Annotated in this window: 18 protein-coding genes; 9 read left to right on the top strand and 9 right to left on the bottom strand. The window is 72.4% G+C overall.

Annotated features, from left to right (window positions below):
• Window positions 1-7: 7 nt before the first annotated feature.
• The 3 genes from ITJ68_RS17185 to ITJ68_RS17195 are packed head-to-tail and all read left to right on the top strand — an operon-like array spanning window position 8 to window position 4,541.
• A complete protein-coding gene (locus ITJ68_RS17185; RefSeq protein ID WP_194663104.1) occupies window positions 8-1,048 on the top strand; it encodes a LacI family DNA-binding transcriptional regulator in 1,041 nt (346 codons plus the stop codon).
• A gap of 10 nt (window positions 1,049-1,058) precedes the next feature.
• Window positions 1,059-2,078, top strand: a complete 1,020-nt coding sequence (locus ITJ68_RS17190) for a glycerophosphodiester phosphodiesterase family protein (protein WP_194663105.1) — start codon at window positions 1,059-1,061, stop codon at window positions 2,076-2,078.
• Between the two features lie 12 nt (window positions 2,079-2,090).
• A complete protein-coding gene (locus tag ITJ68_RS17195; RefSeq protein ID WP_194663106.1) occupies window positions 2,091-4,541 on the top strand; it encodes an ATP-dependent helicase in 2,451 nt (816 codons plus the stop codon).
• Here the strand turns inward: ITJ68_RS17195 and ITJ68_RS17200 are convergent.
• From ITJ68_RS17200 to ITJ68_RS17240, 9 genes are all read right to left on the bottom strand, one after another.
• Window positions 4,538-5,035: a GNAT family N-acetyltransferase gene (locus tag ITJ68_RS17200; protein WP_194663107.1), complete on the bottom strand. Its 498-nt coding sequence runs from the start codon at window positions 5,033-5,035 to the stop codon at window positions 4,538-4,540. The genes ITJ68_RS17195 and ITJ68_RS17200 overlap by 4 nt on opposite strands.
• A 201-nt stretch (window positions 5,036-5,236) precedes the next feature.
• On the bottom strand, window positions 5,237-6,022 hold the full coding sequence (gene aqpZ, locus ITJ68_RS17205) for an aquaporin Z (protein WP_194663108.1): 786 nt from the start codon (window positions 6,020-6,022) through the stop codon (window positions 5,237-5,239).
• A 196-nt stretch (window positions 6,023-6,218) separates the two neighbouring features.
• Window positions 6,219-6,851, bottom strand: coding sequence for a pyridoxal 5'-phosphate synthase (locus ITJ68_RS17210; RefSeq protein ID WP_194663109.1), 633 nt, complete (start codon window positions 6,849-6,851; stop codon window positions 6,219-6,221).
• 18 nt (window positions 6,852-6,869) lie between these two features.
• Window positions 6,870-7,562, bottom strand: a complete 693-nt coding sequence (locus ITJ68_RS17215; RefSeq protein WP_194663110.1) for an NUDIX hydrolase — start codon at window positions 7,560-7,562, stop codon at window positions 6,870-6,872.
• Window positions 7,559-9,160, bottom strand: coding sequence for a nicotinate phosphoribosyltransferase (locus tag ITJ68_RS17220; RefSeq protein ID WP_194663111.1), 1,602 nt, complete (start codon window positions 9,158-9,160; stop codon window positions 7,559-7,561). The genes ITJ68_RS17215 and ITJ68_RS17220 overlap by 4 nt, the downstream gene beginning before the upstream one ends.
• Entirely contained in the window at window positions 9,157-10,002 is an 846-nt protein-coding gene (locus ITJ68_RS17225) for a ribose-phosphate pyrophosphokinase-like domain-containing protein (protein WP_194663113.1), read from the bottom strand. The genes ITJ68_RS17220 and ITJ68_RS17225 overlap by 4 nt, the downstream gene beginning before the upstream one ends.
• Window positions 10,003-10,046: 44 nt before the next feature.
• Window positions 10,047-10,868 carry an oxygenase MpaB family protein gene (locus ITJ68_RS17230; RefSeq protein WP_194663114.1) on the bottom strand — a complete coding sequence of 274 codons (822 nt, stop codon included), beginning with the start codon at window positions 10,866-10,868 and terminating at the stop codon, window positions 10,047-10,049.
• A gap of 29 nt (window positions 10,869-10,897) precedes the next feature.
• The gene (locus ITJ68_RS17235; protein WP_194663116.1) at window positions 10,898-11,191 is read right to left on the bottom strand and encodes a hypothetical protein; all 294 of its coding nucleotides are present in this window, start codon (window positions 11,189-11,191) and stop codon (window positions 10,898-10,900) included.
• Between the two features lie 211 nt (window positions 11,192-11,402).
• A complete protein-coding gene (locus ITJ68_RS17240; protein WP_194663118.1) occupies window positions 11,403-13,028 on the bottom strand; it encodes a RecQ family ATP-dependent DNA helicase in 1,626 nt (541 codons plus the stop codon).
• A 230-nt stretch (window positions 13,029-13,258) separates the two neighbouring features.
• Between ITJ68_RS17240 and sucC the strand changes: the two genes are divergently transcribed.
• The 6 genes from sucC to ITJ68_RS17270 all read left to right on the top strand — a co-directional run bounded on the left by sucC (window position 13,259) and on the right by ITJ68_RS17270 (window position 21,961).
• Window positions 13,259-14,428, top strand: a complete 1,170-nt coding sequence (gene sucC, locus ITJ68_RS17245) for an ADP-forming succinate--CoA ligase subunit beta (RefSeq protein WP_194663119.1) — start codon at window positions 13,259-13,261, stop codon at window positions 14,426-14,428.
• Window positions 14,429-14,439: 11 nt separating this feature from the next.
• Complete coding sequence (gene sucD, locus ITJ68_RS17250) at window positions 14,440-15,327, top strand: succinate--CoA ligase subunit alpha (RefSeq protein ID WP_194663120.1); 888 nt, start codon at window positions 14,440-14,442, stop codon at window positions 15,325-15,327.
• 83 nt (window positions 15,328-15,410) lie between these two features.
• A complete protein-coding gene (locus ITJ68_RS17255) occupies window positions 15,411-17,363 on the top strand; it encodes a DUF6350 family protein (protein ID WP_194663121.1) in 1,953 nt (650 codons plus the stop codon).
• A gap of 39 nt (window positions 17,364-17,402) precedes the next feature.
• On the top strand, window positions 17,403-17,996 hold the full coding sequence (purN, locus tag ITJ68_RS17260; RefSeq protein WP_194663122.1) for a phosphoribosylglycinamide formyltransferase: 594 nt from the start codon (window positions 17,403-17,405) through the stop codon (window positions 17,994-17,996).
• Window positions 17,993-19,618, top strand: coding sequence for a bifunctional phosphoribosylaminoimidazolecarboxamide formyltransferase/IMP cyclohydrolase (purH, locus tag ITJ68_RS17265; protein ID WP_194663123.1), 1,626 nt, complete (start codon window positions 17,993-17,995; stop codon window positions 19,616-19,618). The genes purN and purH overlap by 4 nt, the downstream gene beginning before the upstream one ends.
• 534 nt (window positions 19,619-20,152) lie before the next feature.
• Window positions 20,153-21,961 carry an ABC transporter ATP-binding protein gene (locus ITJ68_RS17270; protein ID WP_194663124.1) on the top strand — a complete coding sequence of 603 codons (1,809 nt, stop codon included), beginning with the start codon at window positions 20,153-20,155 and terminating at the stop codon, window positions 21,959-21,961.
• The last annotated feature ends 126 nt before the right edge of the window (window positions 21,962-22,087 follow it).

Genomic DNA, 22,087 nt, shown 5'->3' on the forward strand with positions numbered 1-22,087 from the left:
TCAGGGCGTGAGCGAAGCACCGGAGCGGCCGACCCGCAAGCCGACCCGGCGCGACGTCGCCCGGCTCGCCGGGGTCTCGGACGCGGTGGTGAGCTACGCCCTCAACGGTGGAGCACCCGTCGCCCCGGACACCCGGCGCCGGGTGCTCGCCGCGGTGGCCGAGCTCGGCTACCGACCGAACCAGGCTGCGCGGGCACTCCGCTCGGGGTCGGCCCGCACCCTGGTGCTCGCGGTCCCCGACCGGGACGACCCCGTGTTCGCGAACCCGTTCTTCGCCGAGTACGCCGCTGCCATCGAGTCAGCAGCACGCGAGCGCGGGTACGCCCTGTACTCCACGGCGACGAGCTTCGAGCCGGACGGTCTCCGCGCGCGGTTCGAGGAGTTCGCCGCCCGCATGGTCGACGGCGTGCTCGTGCTCTCCAGCGGGGCCGCCGACCGGTCCGCGATCGACCCGGTCGGGCTGCCGTGGGTCGACCTCAACGCCCCGGCGGCGCGGGACGGCGTCGCGAGCGTCGGGACCGACCTCCGCGCCGGTGCCGAGCGCGCGACGGAGCACCTGCTCGACCACGGGCGAACCCGGGTGGCCTTCGTCGGCCAGCTCGACGACCGCGAACCCCGCCACAGCGGATGGCGAGCGGCGTGCGCGAGCCGGGGCGTGCCTCCCGGCCGGGTGTACGACGGCGGGTACACGCGTGACGGCGGCTACGTGTCCGGACTGCGGATCGCCGACGAGGGCGACCGACCCGACGCGGTGTTCGCCGCGTCCGACCGGACCGCCGTCGGTGTGCTCCGTGCCTTCCACGAGCGCGGGGTGCGCGTGCCCGAGGACATCGCCCTGGTGGCCTTCGACGGCTCGTGGGAGGCCGAGTACACCTGGCCGCCCCTGACGACGGTCCGGCAACCGATCGAGGCGATGGCGGACGCGGCCGTCACCCGCGTGCTCGACCCCACCGGGGCACGGGCGCACGCCGAGTTCGACGCGGAGCTGGTGCTGCGTGCCTCCTGTGGTCCGCACGACGTCCACGGAGCGGCAACCGGCGGTCAGTAGGGTCGCCCGCATGACCTCGACCCCGACGGTGATCGCCCACCGAGGTGCCTCCGGGTACCGGCCCGAGCACTCGCGGAGCGCGTACGAACTCGCGATCGAGCTCGGTGCCGACGCCATCGAACCGGACCTCGTGCCCACGAAGGACGGCGTCCTGGTGCTCCGGCACGAGAACGAGATCTCGGGCACGACCGACGTCGCTGCGCACGCCGAGTTCGCCGACCGGCGGACCACCAGGACGGTCGAGGGGCAGCGGCTGACCGGCTGGTTCACCGAGGACTTCACCTGGGACGAGCTCCGCACCCTCCGCACCCGAGAGCGGCTGCCGGAGCTCCGCCCGGGGTCGGCGGCGCACGACGGGGAGGACCCCGTCCTCCGACTGGAGGACCTGCTCACCCTGTTGGACGATGCCCCTCGGCCGGTCGGGCTGGTCGCCGAGGTCAAGCACGCCACCTACTTCGACCAGGCCGGGCTGCCGATGGCATCCCTCGTCGCCGACGCGCTTGCCGCAGCCGGGTGGCGCGGTGACGACCGGCTCACCGTCGAGAGCTTCGAGAAGACCGTCCTCCGCGACCTCGGCTCGCGGGGCGTGGGCGGCCGGCTCGTCTACCTCCAGGAGGCCCGTGGCAGCGCCGCGGACGAGGTCGCCGCCCACGGGTCGGCCGCCCCCACCTTCGCGGACGAGCGCACGGACGTCGCGCTCCGGACGCTGGCCGAGCAGTTCAACGGGATCAGCGTCGACCTGCGGACGCTGATGGCCGGGGTGGACGCGGTGGCGCTCGACGACCCGCGGCCCGTCCGGTCGGACGTCGTCGATCGGGCGCACGCCGCCGGGCTCCAGGTCTTCACGTGGACCCTGCGGCCGGAGAACCGGTTCCTGCCGGCGCCGCTGCGCCGAGGCGGGGAGGTCGCCGGCCTCGGGGACTGGGAGCGGTGGTACACGTCGGTCATCCGCACCGGTGTCGACGGGGTGTTCGCCGACCACGCGGACCTCGCCGTCCGGGCGCGGGCGGCTGTCGGGGGCCGCGCCTAGACTGTCCCGGACATGACGATCGTGCTCGACCCATTCGACTCGACGCCCGAGCCGGGCGCCGGGGCCCGCTCCTACGAGGACCCGTTCACCGCCGGTCTGAACCCCCAGCAGAAGGAAGCCGTCGAGTACCGCGGCGAATCGCTGCTCATCGTCGCCGGTGCCGGTTCCGGCAAGACGAGCGTGCTCACGCGGCGCATCGCGCTGCTGCTGGCGAACCGCGAGGCCTGGCCGTCGCAGATCCTCGCGATCACCTTCACGAACAAGGCCGCCGCCGAGATGCGCGAGCGTGTCCGTGCGCTCGTCGGGCAGGCGTCGGAGGGCATGTGGATCTCCACGTTCCACTCCGCCTGCGTCCGGATCCTGCGGCGTGAAGCTGAGCGCTTCGGGTTCCCGCAGTCGTTCACGATCTACGACTCCGCCGACTCGCGGGCCCTGCTCAAGCGGATCATCAAGGACCTCGAAGCGGACACGCTCGGGCTGACCGTGGGGGCAGCCGCGTCGAAGATCTCGAAGCTCAAGAACGAGCTGCAGGACGTCGACTCGTACGCGCGCAACATCAACGCGAACGACCCGCAGGAAGTCATGTTCACCGAGGTCTTCCGTCGGTACACGAACGACCTGCGGCGCGCGAACGCCTTCGACTTCGACGACCTCATCGGGCAGACGGTGTTCCTGTTCCGGGCCTTCCCCGAGGTCGCCGCGCTCTACCAGCGCCGCTTCCGCTTCATCCTGGTCGACGAGTACCAGGACACCAACCACGCGCAGTACTCCCTGATCCGCGAGCTCACCCGACCGGTCCCGGTGGAGCAGGTCGACCGACTGGAGGACGAGGGCCAGCACGTCGCCAGGATGCGCGAGACCGACGGCTCGATCGCCGGGGCGTCCCTGACCGTCGTCGGCGACTCGGACCAGTCGATCTACGCGTTCCGCGGGGCCGACATCCGCAACATCGTCGAGTTCGAGCGGGACTTCCCGAACTCCAAGGTCATCCTGCTCGAGCAGAACTACCGCTCGACGCAGAACATCCTCGACGCCGCCAACGCCGTGATCGCGAACAACTTCGACCGCCAGGTGAAGAACCTGTTCACCGAGGTCGGTGCCGGCGACAAGATCGTCGGGTTCACGGGCTACACCGGGCACGACGAGGCCCAGTTCGTCGCCGACGAGATCCAGCGGCTGCACGACGACGGCACCGACTACCGCGACATGGCGGTGTTCTACCGGACGAACTCGCAGACGCGTGCGCTGGAGGAGATCTTCATCCGTGCGGCGATCCCGTACCGGGTGCTGGGTGGCACGAAGTTCTACGAGCGCGCGGAGATCAAGGACGCCATGGCGTACCTGATCACCGTCGCCAACCCCGCCGACCCGCTCGCGCTCCGTCGCGTGCTGAACGTGCCGAAGCGCGGCATCGGCTCGGTCACGGAGACCACGCTGCAGCGCTACGCCGACGACCACGACGTCTCCATGCGCGAGTCGCTGCGGCACGCCGACGAACTCGGCTTCGGGCCGAAGGTGCGGAACGCGATCACGGCGTTCGCGGCGCTCCTCGACGAGGTCTCCGCGAAGGCCACCGAGCAGCCGGTCGTCGACACCCTGACCCAGCTGATGGACGGCTCCGGGCTCCTCGAGCAGCTCCGGAAGTCGCCGGACGCGCAGGACTCCGCCCGTGCGGACAACATCGACGAACTCGTCGCCGTGACCCGGGAGTTCCAGAAGAACAACCCGGACGGCACACTGAGCGACTTCCTGACCGAGGTCTCCCTGGTCGCCGCGGCGGACGAGCTGGACGACTCCTCCGGGACGGTGTCCCTCATGACGCTGCACACGGCGAAGGGCCTGGAGTACGACGCCGTCTTCCTGACCGGCATCGAAGAAGACCTGCTGCCGCACCGGATGTCCGCCAACGAGCCCGGTGGGCCGGCCGAGGAACGCCGACTGTTCTACGTCGGGATCACCCGCGCCAAGAAGTCGCTGTTCCTCTCGCTCGCGATGACCCGCGCACAGTTCGGCGACGTCAACGTGGCGATGCCGTCCCGCTTCCTGCAGGAGATCCCCGAGGGGCTCATCGAGTGGAAGCAGTCACCGGGCATGGCGAACAGCCGTGGCGGGACGCAGCCGCGCGCCCTGAACGCCAAGCGTGACGGCTCCAGCGGTGGTGGCGGAGCCGGCGGTGGTGGGTACCGCGGTGGCGGCGGCTGGGGCAGCGGGTCCTACGACCGCGCGGCCGCAGCGGCGAAGACCCGCCCGAAGACCGAGTGGGCGAACCGGGTGTCCGGGCAGGTCCGCGACAACGGCGACATGGAACTGGCGGCGGGTGACCGCATCAAGCACGTCGACTTCGGTGAGGGCACCGTCGGGGCAGTGACCGGCCAGGGCGCCAAGCGCATCGCCGAGATCGCGTTCGACGCCGCGGGGCGCAAGAAGCTGCTCATCAAGATCGCCCCGATCGAGAAGCTCTAGCGCACCATCCGCACGGCCGTGATCGTGTGCGGCCCGATGGCCTCCACCTTGACCGAGCCGTCGCGGCGGAACCCGTTGCGGCGGTAGAAGGCCTCGGCGCGCGGGTTGTGCTCGGCCACCCAGAGGAACGCCGGACGGTCGCCGAGCGAGGCGTCGAGGAGCGCTTGCCCCGCACCCGAACCGTGGGCGGCCGCGAGGACGTAGATGCCCTCGAGCTCCAGCGGGCGGACGACGTCGGCCTCGCGTCCTGGGCCCGCGGTCGCCCACCCGACGACGGCCGCGTCCACCTCGACGACGTGCACGGCGACGGTCGGGTCGTCGATGATCCGCCACCACCGCTCCAGGCGGTCGCGCGGGTCGAGGGCCGCCAGGAACGCCGCCGGGAGCAGGTGCGCGTAGGCCTCCTGCCAGGCACGGACGTGCACGGTGGCGATCGCCTCGGCGTCCTCGGGCACGGCGGCTCTGACGGTCACGGACGCAGACGGTTCCCCCATGCGCCGACCCTACGACACAGGGCGGGGAGCGGCTGTGGCGCGAGTCGGCGTCGCACAACGCAGAACGGCTCGCGCCACGGACGACCGCGGCGCAAGCCGACTTCGGTTGTGCGAGTCCGAACGCCGCCCGCCGACCGCCGACCGCCGAACGCCGACCGCCGCCGACCGCCGAACGCCGCCCGCCGACCGCCGCCGCCCGCGCTAGCGGACCGCGCGCCCGCTGCCGAACCGCACGACGACACCGGCGATGGCCGCACCCACGAGCGGCGCGACGATGAACAGCCACAGCTGCCCGAGCGGCTCCCCACCGCCGTAGACCGCCGCGGCGATCGACCGCGCCGGGTTCACCGACGTGTTGCTGACGGGGATCGACACGAGGTGGATCAGCGTCAGCGTCAGGCCGATCGCGATCGGGGCGAGCGCGCGGTACTCCGGCTTCGCGGTCACGGACAGGATCACGCCGAGGAACACCGCCGTCAGCACGACCTCGATGAGCAGGACGGACCACAGCCCGTAGCCGCCGGGCGAGCCCGACCCGAAGCCGTTCGACGCGAAGCCGCTGTCCCTGGCGGCGGAGAGGGCTCCCGGCTTGCCGGCGAGGACCGCCGCCAGGATGCTCGTCGCGACGACGCCGCCGAGGAGCTGCGCCACCCAGTACCCGACCAGGTGCTTCGCGTCGGTGCGGCCCGCGACCCACAGCCCGAGCGTCACCGCGGGGTTGAAGTGCCCGCCGGAGATGTGCCCGACGGCGCTGATGCCCGCCACGAGCGTCAGGCCGAACGCGAGCGCCACCCCGAGGTAGCCGACGCCGAGGGCGTTGTCCGCGTCGGGGAACGCCGCGGCGAACAGCGCGGTGCCGACCCCACCGAAGACGAGCAGGAACGTCCCGAAGCACTCCGCGCCGTACAGCTGCAGCGCGGGGCGTGCCGGGGCGTCCTCCTCGCGCTGTTCAGAGGTGGAGTCGTCGACGTCGCGGTCGTCTCGCATGGTGCTCCTCGGGACTGGCGGGCGGCGACCGCCCGCTGTGGTCCACTCAGAGAACCAGCGGGGTCGAGTCCTGTCCGCAGAACGCGCCTACCGACGAACCGACGATCCGACGACCCGCCGCAACGACGACCCGCCGCAACGACGACCCGCCGCAACGCCGACCCGCCGCAACGACGAACCGACGCCAGCAGCCGGGTCAGGGCTGCAGCACGCCCGACGACCACCCGTCGTCGGTCAGCCGGTACTGCAGCCGCCGGTGCATCCGGTCGCGGCTGCCGTGCCAGAACTCGACCGACACCGGCTCGAGGCGCCACGCCGCCCAGGACTCCGGCCGCGGGACATCGTCGCCGGCGTCCTCGAGCAGGGCGTTCGCGTCGTCGATGAGGTCCTGCACGGAGCCGTCGAGCGGTGCCGACTGCGCGGCCACGGCGGTCGCCGCCCGGGACTTCGGCGAACGGGCGGCGAAGAGCTCGTCCGACTCGGCGTCCGACAGGCGCACGACGACCCCCTCGAAGCGGAGCTGCTGCATCGTCTCGCGCCAGTAGACCTGGAGCGCAGCTGCGGGGTTCGCGGCGAGCTGGCGGCCCTTGGGGCTCTCGGCCGAGGTCCCGAACAGCAGGCCACGGTCGTCGATCGTCTTCACGTCGACGGTCCGGGCGGTGACGATCCCGTCGGCGGCGGTGGCGAGGGTCATCGAGAGGGGTTCGGCGACGTCGTCCTGCTCGGCCCCGGCGAGCCAGGCACAGGCCACGTCGAAGGGGGAGGCGGGCGGGTCGTCGAACTCGGGGAACGCGAACGAGGTGTCACCGGAGAGCGGAGCAGAAGCCATGCCCCCAGCCAACGCCCGTCAGTCCGTCCACGTCCAGACGGCCGGGGGACGTCCACCGCGCGAGCCGGTCGACGCCGGTTCCGCCAGACGCTCCAGCGCCGGGTTCGTCCGCAGCGCCCGGTTGAGGTTGCCGGGGTCCGGCGCGGCACCGGACAGCGCGGTCTGCAGCCGCGATGCGTCCGCCGTCGTGAACCGCGGCCCGAGGAGCGCGCGGGTCAGCGGCAGGTCGCGCCACAGCCGGGTCCGCACGTCGTCGACGGCGGCCTCGATGATCCGGTCGTGGTCGAACGGGAGGCTCGGCTCGGCCCCGGTGGCCTCGCGCCAGACCGGCGACGGGTCACCGGCAGGGCCGTCGGTCGCCGCGCGCGTGTCCGTCGCGTCGGCGCCGGCGACGTCCACCACGGCGACGAACGCGATGCTGATCGCCGCGCTGCGGGGGTCGCGGTCGGGTCCGTCGAACGCCCCGACCTGCGCGAGGTGCCGGACCGCCGGCCGGCTGATCCCGGTCTTGGTCTCGAGCGCGCGCCGTGCCCCGTCGACCAGGAGCTCCGTGGGCTGCAGGAGCACGCCGGGGAGGGCCTCCTGGCCGGCGTACGGGTCGTACAGCCGACGCGCGGTGGCGACCCGCAACCCGCCGCTCGCCGTGAACGACATCGGGACGACGTCGATCGCGATGAGCGGCTGGTCGCGGGTCAGGGACGGGTCGGTCACGCCGACGCCGCCGCCCGTCGTGCCGCGCGCTCCGTGCGCTCGCGCCGGAGCGTCGCGCGGACGTCGGCGAAGGACTGGTGCACGAGGAACCGGCCGTCGACCCAGACGGGCTGGAGGAGGCTCGTGTCCTCGTCCGCGGTGCTCGCCTGGTCGGACTGGTGGATCTCGCCCGTCGCGTCCCGGTGCAGGGCGATGCGGCCCTTCGCGCTCTTCTTGCCGCTGCCGGTCTTCGGGTCCTTCTGGATGTCGACGGGTTCGCCGTCCACCAGGGCCCAGGTCGCCTTGACCGCGCTGCCGAGGTTGTCGCGGGTCATGTACTGGTACGTGTACGACCCGATGCCGAGCACGATGTTGTCGCTCGAGTACCCCTTGGCGGCCAGGCGTTCGTAGATGCGGCGGGCGCGGTCGAGGGTGATGCTGTCGCCGTAGATGACCCCGATGTGCTGGTCGAGGACCTTGAAGCCCTGCGCGTTGACGGTGTGGCCGAACAGCTCGTCGAGCAGCTCGACGACGCCCTTCTCCTCGTGGCTGCGCGCCGGGTCGGTCAGGGCGGCCTCGTCCACGTCGTGCACGGTGCCGGTGACGATGTCGACCGGGTCGCCGGAGTCGGGGCGGATGACGAGCTTGCCGTCGCGGGCCATGATGCGGTCCTTGAGCTGGGGGAGCGTCTCGGTGAGGACCTTGAACAGGTCGAAGCCGTCGCTGACCGCGGAGACGATGCCCGTCGGGTACACGTCGAGGATCTGCTCGAAGGTCGCGAGCTCCCCCTCGGCCCCGCGGACGCACATCACGCTGTGCTCGGTGGCGGGGACGCTCGCGGCGACCATCCCGTTGTCGCCCGGGTAGTAGCGGTCGACGAAGTCCAGCGTCGGCATCGAGTCGGTGCCGAGGAACGAGAGGAGGTGGCCGGCGCCGCCGGCGGCGGCGGACTCGATGCTCGACTGCCCGCGGAACGAGAAGTCGTGGGCCGCGAAGTCGATGCCCTCGGGGACGGCGCCGGTGCGGGCTGCCCAGTCCTCCATCAGGTCGCGGTACTCGAGCGCCTTCGTGGCGACGGTGGACGGGTGCCAGATCGACGCCGACAGCGCGGTCTCGATGTAGTTCGGCAGCCAGAAGAACTCGTCGACGGTGTTCTCGACGGTCAGGGTCGCGACGCCGATCGGGGCGAGGGTGCCCTCGGGGAGCGCCCGGATCGCGAGCGGCAGGTACCCCAGGCGGTGCAGGGCGCGGACGTGGTCGACGCCGATGTGGTTCGGACCGAAGTACCCCTGCAGCGCCTGCGCGAACAGGTCGCAGACGAGGTCCTCCTCCGCCGCGAAGAACGGCGCCCAGGACTCGACGAGCGTGCGCTGGATGAAGGCCTGCAGCCCGAAGACCACGGCGTGCGTCGACTCGGGCATGTGCGCGTTCGAGCGGTTCGTCCAGTTGATCAGGATGCGGGTGGTGCCCTCGGGGTAGACCTGCCGGTGCGAGTGCTTGTAGCCGTCGACGGCGAGCAGCGGGGCGATGGGGCTCGGCGCGGTCATGCGGGGCGCGATGCCCGCGGCGGTCGTGCCGGTGTCGGTCGTGGTGTCGGCGGTGGTGGTCTGGTCGGTCATCGGATCTGCTCCGTCAGGAAGGGGGTGAGGGGGACGGTCACGAGGCCGGGGACCTCGGACTGCGCCGGGTAGGAGTCGGTGGTGACGATCTCGCCGAAGTGCTCCGCGAGCGCCGTGGCTCGGCCGGAGAAGACCCCGTGCGAGACCCAGAGGCCCAGGCGGTCCTTGCGCAGGCCGGTCGAGCCGGCGAGGCCCATGAAGGTGCCGCCGCCGTCGCAGATGTCGTCGACCACCAGGAAGCGGCCGGTGTCGGGCAGCGGCTCGCAGCTGAACCCGTCGAGCTTGCCGGTGTCGGGGTTGCGGTGCTTCTCGGCCTTGTACACGGGCAGGTCGCACGCCTCGGCGACGGCGGTGGCCCGGGCGACGGCGCCCTTGTCCGGGGCGATGATGCCCTGGTAGCGCTGCTCGGTGCCGGGAGCGCCGACCACGGCGTCACGCACGACCCGCTCGCTGGTGACCACGGTCAGGTGCTCGACGAGCCCGACGATGACCGGGGAGTGCGGGTCGAACGCGATGACCTGGTCGATGCCGAAGCCGTTGAGGACGTCGGCGTAGACCTTCGCCCCGAAGGGGATGCCGCGGTCCTGTCGTGCGCCGGGCAGGTACGGGACGAGTGCGACGGACTTCGAGCCGCGCTGTCGCACGGCGTCGGCCCACATGCCGAGCATCATCAGGTCGTCGCCGCTCGCGCCGCGGAGGGTCGCGATCTCGATGAGGTCTCGCGTGTCGGTGCGGTCGTCGGTCACCTTGACGTGGGCTTCACCCGCGGGGAACCGCATCGTGGAGAACGTCGGTGTCGTCTGGGTGCCCCGGCTGTCCCGGGTGCTGAGTTCGACTGCCATGACCCGACCGTAGCACGGTAATTGTCAGACTGACAAGAACTTGGTCAGTGTCGGTCGGCCATGCGACGCATCGCGCGGAGCAGCAGCGGTCCCGGCAGGCGCAGGAGCGCACCCGGTACGACCGCACGCACCCGGCGCAGCCCGGTCGTCACCCGGCGGAAGCGGCGTTCCTCCCGAGGGCCCCAGGCGAAGCCGTACTGCAAACGCACGGGGTCCGGCAGCAGCCCGACGGTGACGATCCGGACGAGGGGCATCGCGGCGCGCACCCAGAACGGTGCGAATCGTGGGTGCAGCAGGTCGCGGACGACCCCGCGGGCGTCGTCCGTCACGTGGAGGGTCGCCAGGGTGCGGTCCCAGTAGGCCTCGAAGGCGGTGACCGAGTCCGGCCAGTGGTCCGCGGGGACTCGCAGCGCGACGCCGAGGGGCGCGTACGCATCGAGCACCCGCTGGGCCAGGTCGGCGGGGACCTGGTCGCCGAAGGCGTCGTGCGCACGGAGCGCCGAGTCGTAGAGCGTCGCCGCGACCCAGAGCTGCCGGTCGACGTCGTCCGCGCCGGCGACGGGCGCGTGCGCCCGGTCCACGAACGCGGTCGCCGTGGCCGCATCCGCCGGCGAGCCGATCACCACCGCGTAGACGTACATCAGCGTGTGGGCGAGCCGCTGCTGCGGGCGCCTGGCGAAGTCGGAGTGCCGGCGGACGCCGGCTGCGACCACCGGGTCCGCGATCTGCAGCAGGATCGCGCGCCCGCCGGCGAGGACGGGCGTGCTGTCGGCGAGGAAGCGGGCGAGGGCGTGGTCCCGGCCACGCACCGGACGGGAGGCTCGGTGCGCGTCCGGCGCCGAGCCTCCCGACCGGCCACTGCTCACGGCACCGTCATCGCGCGCCGGGGTGCCGCTCAGAGCGGCTTCGTGCCGAGGTCGTTCCCGAGGTCGGGGCGCTCGGAGTCGTCGTCGTGCTCCCACAGGTCGGCCGAGGCCTCGCGCGGTGCACCGCCGGTGGGGCCGTCGTCGGTGCCGTCACCCGGCTGCGGCTCGACGGTCTCGCCCGCGACGGCGTCGTTCGTGACGGTCTCGAGGGACTCCTCGGTCTCGTCGACCTCGTACGGGCCGACGTGCTCGCGGTCGATGTCGTCGTCACGGCGTGCCTGGGAGTCGAAGTCGTCGACGGGGCTGATGCCGGGGTCGCTCATGGTGGTTCTCCTTCGGTCGGGCTTCCTGGATACGCCCCGGGCACTGGACGCACCCCGAACGCCGCGGACCCGGGTGCGTCGTCGCCCGGCGTTCACCGGCGCGTCACCGGGTGGTCATGACGACCCGGCACACTCGCCTCTGCTCGGGGGAGTGGAGCGCGGTCGCCGCCGTCTGGTGGAGCGACCGCGCGTCCCCCCGGTGGGCGTCGGCTCAGACCCGTTCGAGCAGCCCGCGCTCCTCGACGTCCGCCAGGGCGAGGGTCCGGTAGCCGGCCGACTCGAAGAAGACCGTCAGCCGGTCGTCCTCGGTGCTCATGACGGTGCCGTGGCCCCACTGCGAGTGCTCCACCGCGGCGTCCGGCGGCCACTCGGCGTCGTGGCTGCCGTCGGCCGCGTGCGTCTGCTCCGCCGTGCCGGACGTGCACGTGTCGCAGTTGCCGCAGGGCTCGGGCAGCTCGTCGCCGAAGTACCCGAGCAGGAACTGGCGACGGCAGCCGTTCGTCTCGGCGAACTGGCGCATCATCGCGATCCGGGACTCCTCGATCTGCTCCCGCTCCCTGGCGCGCTCCTTCGCGGCGCTGACGGCGGCGTCGGCGCTCGCCGGTGCGTCGTCGGCACGGGCGATGCCGTCGTGCCCGTCGACCAGGACGCCGGCGTCGATGAGGGCGTTCGCGGCGCGGCCGGCGGTGCGGGCGGCCATGCCGGACGCGTCCGGCAGTGCCGAGCGGGCGATCGCGCCGTCCTCGGGCACCGCGTCGAACACCGCGCGCAGCGACTTCGGCGCGGGGCTGCCGGAAGCGAAGAACCGGCGCAGGCCGAGGTCCTCGGCGCGGTAGTGCAGGGTCGCGAGGGCGGCGTCGCCGTCACGGCCGGCGCGACCGACCTCCTGGTAGTAGGCGTCGACCGACTCGGGCACGTCCGCGTGCACGACGAAGCGGACGTCGGCCTTGTCGATCCCCATGCCGAACGCGCTCGTCGCGACGACGACTTCGACTGACCCGTCGTGGAACCCGGCGAGGACGCGCTCGCGGTCCTTCACCCGGAGACCCGCGTGGTACGGCTGGGCGACCCGCCCGCTCTCCACGAGCTCGTCCGCGTAGACGAGGGTCTCGGCCCGGGTGGCGACGTAGACGATGCCGACGCCCTGGAGACCGGCGACCTGGTCGACGACGGCCTCGCGCTTGGCGTCCTCGTCCTGGTGACGGCGCACCTCGAGCCGCAGCTCCGGCCGGTCGAACCCGGCGGCGAGCACCAGCGGGTCCCGCATGCCGAGCCGGGCGACGACGTCGTCCCGCACGGGGGCGGAACCCGTCGCGGTGAGCGCGAGGACCGGCGGGCGTCCGAGACGCTCGATCGCCTCGCCGAGCCCGAGGTAGTCCGGGCGGAAGTCGTGCCCCCACGAGGACACGCAGTGTGCCTCGTCGACGGCGACCAGAGCGACCCCGGCTGCGCGGAGCCGCTCCTGCACGTCCTCCTTCGCCAGCTGCTCGGGTGCGAGGAACACGTAGCGGACCTCGCCCGCCGTGACCGCGTCCCACGCCTCGGTCAGGTCGCGGGAGCGCTTCGTGGCGTTCACCGTGACGGCCCGCGGGGCGTCGGGGTGCTCCGCGAGGCCGACCACCTGGTCCTCCTGCAGGGCGACGAGCGGCGAGACGACGAGCACGAGCCCGTCGAGCGCCAGACCGGCCACCTGGTAGGTGGCGGACTTGCCGGAGCCGGTCGGCATCACGGCCAGGGCGTCGCGCCCCTCGAGGACGGCGTCGATGACCGTCTGCTGGTCCGTGCGGAGCTGCCAGCCGAAGACGTCGGCGGCCTGGGAGCGGAGTGCGTCGTGCATCGGTCCACCGTGCCGAGCGGCTGCTTGCGGTCCGCTCGGCAGTGCGCGACACGGCCACGGGTGCGCGTCGTGGCCATCGGACGGCTCGGGGCCCGGCGCACCCGGCGTTCACCCGCCACCGCTAGGCTCGGTCACGGCCGTTGTCTCGACATCGAGCGACCCTCGATGCTGAGCGCTGCGACCGGATGACCGATGCCGATCGCACGACACCGTGCGGGAAGAAGAACAGCGTGGATCTTTTCGAGTACCAGGCCAGGGACCTCTTCGAGTCCTACGGCGTCCCTGTGCTGCAGGGCATCATCGCCGACACCCCAGAGCAGGCGAAGGCAGCAGCCGAGCAGATCGGCGGCGTGGTCGTCGTCAAGGCGCAGGTGAAGGTCGGCGGCCGCGGCAAGGCCGGCGGCGTCAAGGTCGCGAAGACCCCCGACGAGGCCTTCGAGCACGCGCAGGCGATCCTCGGCCTCGACATCAAGGGCCACACCGTGCAGCGCGTCATGGTCGCCCAGGGCGCCGACATCGCCGAGGAGTTCTACTTCTCCGTGCTCCTCGACCGCGCCAACCGCTCCTACCTGTCGCTCGTCAGCGTCGAGGGCGGCATGGAGATCGAGCAGCTCGCGGTGGAGAAGCCCGAGGCGCTCGCCCGCGTCGAGGTCAACCCGCTGACCGGCATCAACCAGGAAGCAGGCGAGGCCATCGCCCGCCAAGCCGGCTTCCCCGACGAGCTCGTCGAGCAGGTCGCGAGCGTCTTCGTGAAGCTCTACGACGTCTTCGCCGGCGAGGACGCCACCCTGGTCGAGGTCAACCCCCTCGTCCGCACGGGTGACGGCCAGATCGTCGCGCTCGACGGCAAGGTCACCCTCGACGAGAACGCCGACTTCCGGCACGCGAACCACCAGGCGCTCGAGGACACCGCGAGCGAGGACCCGCTCGAGGCCAAGGCGAAGGCGCACGGCCTCAACTACGTCAAGCTCGACGGCCAGGTCGGCGTCATCGGCAACGGCGCGGGGCTCGTCATGTCGACGCTCGACGTCGTCGCCTACGCCGGTGAGCGCCACGGCGGCGTGAAGCCCGCCAACTTCCTCGACATCGGCGGCGGCGCCTCGGCCGAGGTCATGGCCAACGGCCTCGACGTCATCCTCGGCGACCCGCAGGTCAAGAGCGTCTTCGTGAACGTCTTCGGCGGCATCACCGCCTGCGACGCCGTCGCGAACGGCATCGTCGCCGCGCTGGGCATCCTCGGCGACGCGGCCACCAAGCCGCTCGTCGTCCGCCTGGACGGCAACAACGTGGAAGAGGGCCGACGGATCCTGGCGGAGGCAGCGCACCCGCTCGTCACCGTCGCCGCGACCATGGACGACGCGGCCGAGAAGGCCGCCGAACTCGCCGCTGCCGCGGCCTGAAGGGACTGACCATGTCGATCTTCCTCACCAAGGACTCCAAGGTCATCGTCCAGGGCATCACCGGCGGCGAGGGCACCAAGCACACCGCCCTGATGCTCAAGGCCGGCACGCAGGTCGTGGGCGGCGTCAACGCCCGCAAGGCCGGCACGACCGTCACCCACGGCGACGTCGAGCTGCCCGTCTTCGGCTCGGTGCGCGAGGCCGTCGACACCACCGGTGCCGACGTCTCGATCGTCTTCGTCCCGCCGGCGTTCGCGAAGGACGCCGTGATGGAGGCCATCGACGCCGAGGTCCCCCTCGTCGTCGTCATCACCGAGGGCATCCCCGTGCAGGACTCCGCGGAGTTCTGGGCACACGCCAAGGCCCTCGGCGAGAAGACCCGCATCATCGGGCCGAACTGCCCCGGCATCATCACCCCGGGGGAGTCGCTCGTCGGCATCACCCCGGCGACGATCACCGGCAAGGGCCCGATCGGCCTCGTCTCGAAGTCGGGCACCCTGACCTACCAGATGATGTACGAGCTGCGTGACCTGGGCTTCTCGACCGCCATCGGCATCGGCGGCGACCCGGTCGTCGGGACGACGCACATCGACGCGCTCGCCGCGTTCGAGGCCGACCCCGAGACCGAGGCCATCGTGATGATCGGCGAGATCGGTGGCGACGCCGAGGAGCGCGCGGCCGAGTACATCAAGGCGCACGTCACCAAGCCGGTCGTCGGCTACGTCGCGGGCTTCACCGCGCCGGAGGGCAAGACGATGGGCCACGCCGGCGCGATCGTGTCCGGTTCCGCCGGCACGGCCGAGGCGAAGAAGCAGGCCCTCGAGGCCGCTGGCGTCAAGGTCGGCAAGACGCCGTCCGAGACCGCCGCGCTGCTGCGCGAGGTGGTCGCCGCTCGCTGAGCGGTGTGCTGACGGGAGGCTCGGTGCGGGTTCCGCGCCGAGCCTCCCGTCGTTCCCGTGGCCGGGCACGTATCCTCGCTGCGATGAACCGCCTGGGAACCGCTCTGCTCGCCGCCGTCGAGGCGCTCGTGACGGTCGGCGTGGGCGTCGGCATCGCGCTGGTGCCGCTGACCCTGCTCTGGGGCTTCGAGTACGGCCTGCAGGTCGACTGGGACGTCTTCTGGAAGGCCGCCGGCAGCGTGTGGCTCGTCGGGCACGGCGTCGACGTGACGTTCCTGCTCGGCTCGGCGGTCGCGAAGGCCTCCGGCGTGAGCGGCGCCGCGGCCCCGATCCCGGTGACGCTCGCGGCGCTCGGCTTCGCCGTCGTGACGGTCTGGCTCGGCGCCCGTGCCGGCCGACGCTTCGCCGAGACGGAGCACCGCGTGACCGGGGTGCTCGTCGGCACGGCCGCGGTGGCGCTGCTCGGACTCGGACTGGCGCTGTCCTCGACCTCCGCCGCGACGCAGCCGAGCGTGTGGCAGGCCGTCGTGTTCCCCGCGCTGTGGTTCGGGATCCCGGCGCTCGTCGCGGCCGAGGTCTGCCGTCGGCGCCGCGGGCTCGGCCCCGACCCCGTCACCGCCCGTGTCCTCGACCAGCTCGACCGGGTGCCCGCGGTGTGGCGCTCGATCGCGGGCTTCGGGCTCCGTGCCGGAACGGCCGCCACGGCGTGCGTGGTCGCCGCCGCCGGGATCCTGGTCGGCTTCCTGCTCCTCGGGTCCTTCGCCGAGGTCATCACGCTCTACGAACGCTCGCACGCCGGATTCCTCGGTGGCATCGCCCTGACCGTCGGGCAGCTCGCGTTCCTGCCCGACTTCGTCGCCTGGGCCACCGCGTGGCTCGTCGGTCCGGGCTTCGCCATCGGCACCGGGTCGAGTGTCTCGCCGATCGGCACCGCCCTCGGCCCGATCCCCGGTCTGCCCGTGTTCGGTGCCCTGCCGGCGTCCGGGCACACCTTCGGCCTGCTCTGGGTCCTCGTGCCGGTGCTGGCGGGCTTCGCGGCCGGCGGGTTCATGCGTCCGCGGCTCGTCCGTGCGCTCGGGTCCGCCGACAGCGCCCTGCACCGGGCACTCGGGGGCGTGGCCACCGGCATCGTCGCCGGGCTGCTCACGGGTGCGGTCGCCTGGGTGTCGTCGGGGTCGTTCGGACCCGGGCGTCTCGCCGACGTCGGACCCCACGCCCTGGTCGTCGGTGCCTTCGCCGCGCTCGAGGTCGGCGTGCCCGCGGTGGTCGCCCTCGCCGTCGGGCAGGACCTCGTCCGACTGCCCGAGCGCTCCTGGAGCCGGGAGCGTTGGCACGAGAGCGACGAGCCCGTCGAGGTGCCGTCGGAGGGCTCGCTCCTCGACGCCCTCGAACGAGCCGGGGCCGGACGCACCACCGGTACGCACCGCTTCGTGGTCGAGGAGGCGCACCACCCGGTGGGCCGGACGACCGCGTCCGAGTCCGACACGGGCACGGAGACACCCACGACCGCACCCGCACTCGCAGCGGCCGACACGGACCGCCACGTCGAGCTGCCGGACTGGGCGCGCACGGGCGGCGTCGCCGACGTGCCCGCGGACACGACCGAGCGCGCGGGCGGCATGCGTGACCGGCTCCGAGGTGCCGCGGACGGTGTGCGCGACCGTGCCGGGGGACTCAAGCAGCGCGCGGGTGGGCTGCGGAGCCGCGCCAGCGACCTGCGCGAGCGAGCCGGGGGCCTCCGCGACCGCGTCACCGGAGCCGACGCCGAGCGCGCGGACACCACCCCGGACGACCGCCCGGACCGGCACCGCCCCGCGGCGCCCCAGGCAGCGGGGGCCCGTGACGAGCAGCCCGCCTTCCCCTGGAGCACCGAGGAGTTCGTCGCCGGACGCGACGACGTCGACGAGCAGCCGGCAGCGCCGACGACCCCGGCCACCTCGACGACCCCGACGACCCCGACGAAGCGCTGGGACCAGACCGACCAGGTGCCCGAGGACGAGCTGCCGTGGTGGCGCCGTCCACAGGGCGACCGCTGACGGCGTCGCACGGCGCACCCCGCCGCTAGGCTGGTGGACGTGCTCGAACTGGTCGTCCTGATCTCCGGTACCGGCTCGAACCTCCGGGCCCTGCTCGAGGCGACCCGGCACGCCGACTACCCCGCCCGCGTCGTCGCGATCGGTGCCGACCGCGACGCCGAAGGACTCGGCCTCGGCGAGGAGTACTCGATCCCCACGTTCTCGGTGCCCTTCGCGCGGTACGACTCCCGCGCCGCGTGGGGTCAGGCGCTCGCGGAGCAGATCCGGCCCTGGTCGCCGGACCTCCTCGTGCTCTCGGGGCTGATGCGCCTGCTGCCGCCGTCGGTCGTGTCCGAGTTCGGCCCCGGGATCATCAACACCCACCCCGCGTACCTGCCCGAGTTCCCCGGGGCGCACGGTGTCCGCGACGCCCTCGCCGCCGGGGTCACCGAGACCGGCGCCAGCGTCATCAAGGTCGACGACGGCGTCGACAGCGGCCCGATCCTGGCGCAGGAGCGCGTCCCGGTGCTGCCGGGCGACTCCGAGTCGACGCTGCACGACCGCATCAAGCCCGTCGAGCGGCGCTTGCTCATCCAGACCGTCCTCGACATCGCCACCGGCACCACCGACCTGAAGGGCACCACGAGCGCATGAGCGTCCACGCCGCCGACCCCAGCCTGTACCGCGAGCGGGACGTCGTCGCCGTGCGTCGTGCCCTCATCTCCGTGAGCGACAAGACCGGCCTGCTCGAGCTCGCCGGTGCCCTGGCCGACAGCGGCGTGGAGCTGGTGTCGACCGGGTCCACCGCGCAGACCATCCGCGACGCCGGGTACGCGGTCACCGACGTGGCGAGCGTCACGGGCTTCCCGGAGTCGCTCGACGGCCGCGTGAAGACCCTGCACCCCGCCGTGCACGCGGGGCTCCTCGCCGACCTGCGGCTGGCGTCGCACGAGCAGCAGCTCGCCGACCTGGGGATCCAGGCCTTCGAGCTCGTCGTGGTGAACCTGTACCCGTTCGTCGAGACGGTGGCGTCCGGTGCCGACACCGCGACGGTCGTGGAGAACGTCGACATCGGCGGCCCGGCGATGGTCCGCGCGTCCGCGAAGAACCACCCGAACGTGGCGATCGTCGTGTCGCCTTCCTCGTACGCCGAGGTGGTCGAGGCCGTCCGCGCCGGGGGCACCACCCTCGCGCTCCGCAAGCGCCTCGCCGCGCAGGCCTTCGCGCACACCGCTGCGTACGACACCGCCGTGGCGTCGTACTTCGCGTCCGACGTGGTCGACGCCGAGCCGGTCGGGCACGACCTCGAGACCCCGGGGACCTTCGAGTCGCACCTGTCGTTCGGCGCGGACCTCGCCGCGACGCTCCGCTACGGCGAGAACGCCCACCAGGCCGCAGCGCTCTACACGCAGGCCGGCGGCACGGGGATCGCGCAGGCGACGCAGCTGCACGGCAAGGAGATGTCCTACAACAACTACGTCGACGCCGACGCAGCGGTCCGCGCCGCGTACGACTTCACCGAGCCCGCGGTGGCGATCATCAAGCACGCCAACCCCTGCGGCATCGCGGTGGGTGCTGCCGACGCGGTCGACCCGATCGCGTCCGCACACGCTGCCGCCCACGCCTGCGACCCGCTGTCGGCGTTCGGCGGGGTCATCGCCGCCAACCGGCCGGTCACCGTGGCGATGGCCGAGACCGTGAAGGACATCTTCACCGAGGTCGTCGTCGCCCCGGGCTTCGACCCCGAGGCCCTCGAGATCCTGTCGCGGAAGAAGAACATCCGTCTGCTCACGCTGCCCGCGGACTTCGCCCTGGCCCCGCGCGAGGTCAAGCAGATCTCCGGCGGCTTCCTGGTGCAGGACGCCGACCGCTTCACGGCCTTCGACCAGTCGACGTGGGACCTCGTCGCGGGGGAGCCCGCCGACGACGCCACCCTGGCCGACCTGGCGTTCGCGTGGAAGGCATCCCGCGCGGTCAAGTCGAACGGGATCCTGCTGGCGAACGCCGGCGCGAGCGTCGGGGTCGGCATGGGCCAGGTCAACCGCGTGGACTCCTGCCACCTCGCGGTGAACCGTGCCGGTGACCGCGCTGCCGGGTCCGTCGCGGCGTCGGACGCCTTCTTCCCGTTCGCCGACGGCCTGCAGGTGCTGCTCGACGCCGGGGTCCGCGCGGTCGCCCAGCCCGGCGGCAGCGTCCGCGACGAAGAAGTGATCGCCGCGGCCACGGCTGCCGGCGTCACGATGTACTTCACCGGGGAGCGCCACTTCTTCCACTGAAGTGAACAAATCGCGACACCCCATTGCGCTGCTGACTCCCTCTGAATATCCTGTAAGGCTCCGCGACAGCACCGCCGACGGCCCCCTGGGGTCGGTGGCACCGCGGACACAACGGTGACGATGACGACGACTGGAGTGACGATGGACGACATGACCCGATCCGAGGCGACGCCCGCCCGTGCAGGTCTGGCGTCCGCCGTGGGGACCACTCCCGCACGTGGGACCACTCCCGCGCCGCGACGACGAGTGGCGGCCGCCGTCTAGTCAGGCCGTTCCCACGGCCGCGCGTCGCTGCAACCACGACGACGCGTACCACCCGCTGGATCCCCGAGGGACGACGAGTCCCCCGGTGCCCTCCGGCCCGACCGACGTCACGCGAGTGACGGCGGAGGCGCCACCACGCGCCCGGCCGATGATGACCACGCAACGCACACCGAGCCTCCAGGCCGGTGCCGGACCGACGACGCCCCCGACACGGGCGGCGTCCGGACGGCCCGACCCGGGGTACCCGGCTGACGCATGAGGACGCAACGCATGTCCAAGTCGCCCACCACGGCGCGCCCGTCCACCTTCCGCGCGATCGCGCGGATCCACCCCTACGTGAAGCCCTACCAGGGCCGCATCATCGCCGGCATGGCCGCCGCGATGGGTGCCTCCCTCGTGGCGCTCGCCATCCCCTACGTGCTGCAGTGGCTCGTCGACGGCCCGATGTCGTCGAAGGACTCGTCGCAGATCTGGCCCGCCGGGCTCGGTGTGCTCGCCCTCGGTGTGCTGGAGGCCTTCTTCATCGCCTCGCGCCGCCGCCTGGTGATGCGTCCGTCCACCCGCATCGAGACCAGCATGCGCAACGCGCTGTACGCCAAGCTGCAGGACCTGCCGGTCGCGTTCCACGACCGGTGGGAGTCCGGGCAGCTGCTGTCCCGGTCGGTGTCCGACCTGTCCCTGATCCGCCGGTGGCTGGCGTTCGGCGTCGTGCTGCTCGTCGTGAACCTCGTCACGATCGTCGTCGGGTTCGTCGTGCTGTTCACCTTCGGGTGGCTGCTCGGCCTGATCTTCCTGATCGCGTCGATCCCGCTCTGGATCAACGGGCTGCTGTTCGAGCGTCGGTACTCCGTGGTCGCGCGCCGCAGCCAGGACCAGGTCGGTGACCTCGCGACGAGTGTCGAGCAGTCGGTGCACGGCATCCGCGTGCTCAAGGCGTTCGGTCGCGGCGGCTACAAGCTCGAGGAGTTCAGCGAGCAGGCCGAGGCCCTCCGCGGCACCGAGATCAAGAAGGCGAAGGCCGTCGCGAGCATCTGGCTGTGGCTGCTGCTCGTGCCGGACGTCGCGTTCGCGCTCTGCCTGCTCGCCGGCATCTGGCTGGCGTCGCAGGGGCAGCTCAGCGTCGGCCAGCTGTTCGCGTTCTTCGCCACCGCGACGGTGCTCCGCTTCCCGATCGAGTCGATCGGGTTCCTGCTCTCGATGACGTTCGACACGCGCACCGCGGTCGACCGCTTCTTCGAGGTCATGGACTCCGAGAACACGATCACCGACCCGGAGCACCCGAAGACGATCGCGGAGCCGCACGGTGCGCTCGCCTTCAACGGCGTGCACTTCCGGTACCAGGACTCGGCCGCGCAGTACCCGGACCTCATCAACGGGGTCGAGCTGCGGCTCGAGCCCGGTGAGACCATGGCGCTCGTCGGCCTGACCGGCTGCGGCAAGACCACGCTGCTCTCGCTCGTGCCCCGGCTGTACGACGTGACCGGCGGCTCGGTCACGATCGACGGCGTCGACATCCGCGACCTCACCCGCGAGGAGCTGCGACGCCACGTCGGCGTCGCCTTCGAGGACGCCACCCTGTTCTCGACGACCGTGCGGCAGAACGTGCTGCTCGGTCGCCCGGACGTGACCGGTGACGAAGCCGAGACGCTGATGCGCGAGGCGCTCGACATCGCGCAGGCGTCCTTCGTGGACGACCTGCCCGACGGCGTCGACACCCGAGTCGGGGAAGAGGGCCTGTCCCTCTCCGGCGGGCAGCGGCAGCGGCTGGCGCTCGCCCGTGCGATCGCCGCGCGGCCGTCGGTGCTCGTCCTGGACGACCCGCTGTCGGCGCTCGACGTCGACACCGAGGCCCGGGTCGAGGCCGGCCTGCGCCGTGTCCTCGCCGAGACCACGTCGCTCATCGTGGCGCACCGTCCGTCGACGGTCACGCTCGCGGACCGCGTCGCGCTCATGGAGAACGGCGTCATCACCGCCGTCGGCACCCACTCGGAGCTGATGGCCACGAACGACCACTACCGCTACGTCATCTCGTCGCTCGACGACGACGACGCGACCGCACGAGAGGAGGCGATGGCATGAGCCAGCAGGGAGACACCAACCAGACCCTCGGCACCCCCGTCCAGCCCATCGGCACCACCGACCGGCCAGGAGGCACGGACCCGGAACTGCAGGACACCGCGGCCGCGCAGGCTGCCGCACCCGTCA

The sequence above is a fragment of the Curtobacterium sp. VKM Ac-1395 genome, from assembly GCF_015350975.1.
Taxonomy (GTDB): Bacteria; Actinomycetota; Actinomycetes; order Actinomycetales; family Microbacteriaceae; genus Curtobacterium.

Coding starts and splice junctions, on each gene's coding strand:
- ITJ68_RS17190 (WP_194663105.1), top strand. CDS start 1,059: ATGACCTCGACCCCGACGGTGATCGCCCACCGAGGTGCCTCCGGGTAC.
- ITJ68_RS17195 (WP_194663106.1), top strand. CDS start 2,091: ATGACGATCGTGCTCGACCCATTCGACTCGACGCCCGAGCCGGGCGCC.
- ITJ68_RS17200 (WP_194663107.1), bottom strand. CDS start 5,035: ATGGGGGAACCGTCTGCGTCCGTGACCGTCAGAGCCGCCGTGCCCGAG.
- aqpZ (WP_194663108.1), bottom strand. CDS start 6,022: ATGCGAGACGACCGCGACGTCGACGACTCCACCTCTGAACAGCGCGAG.
- ITJ68_RS17210 (WP_194663109.1), bottom strand. CDS start 6,851: ATGGCTTCTGCTCCGCTCTCCGGTGACACCTCGTTCGCGTTCCCCGAG.
- ITJ68_RS17220 (WP_194663111.1), bottom strand. CDS start 9,160: ATGACCGACCAGACCACCACCGCCGACACCACGACCGACACCGGCACG.
- ITJ68_RS17225 (WP_194663113.1), bottom strand. CDS start 10,002: ATGGCAGTCGAACTCAGCACCCGGGACAGCCGGGGCACCCAGACGACA.
- ITJ68_RS17235 (WP_194663116.1), bottom strand. CDS start 11,191: ATGAGCGACCCCGGCATCAGCCCCGTCGACGACTTCGACTCCCAGGCA.
- ITJ68_RS17240 (WP_194663118.1), bottom strand. CDS start 13,028: ATGCACGACGCACTCCGCTCCCAGGCCGCCGACGTCTTCGGCTGGCAG.
- sucD (WP_194663120.1), top strand. CDS start 14,440: ATGTCGATCTTCCTCACCAAGGACTCCAAGGTCATCGTCCAGGGCATC.
- ITJ68_RS17255 (WP_194663121.1), top strand. CDS start 15,411: ATGAACCGCCTGGGAACCGCTCTGCTCGCCGCCGTCGAGGCGCTCGTG.
- purH (WP_194663123.1), top strand. CDS start 17,993: ATGAGCGTCCACGCCGCCGACCCCAGCCTGTACCGCGAGCGGGACGTC.
- ITJ68_RS17270 (WP_194663124.1), top strand. CDS start 20,153: ATGTCCAAGTCGCCCACCACGGCGCGCCCGTCCACCTTCCGCGCGATC.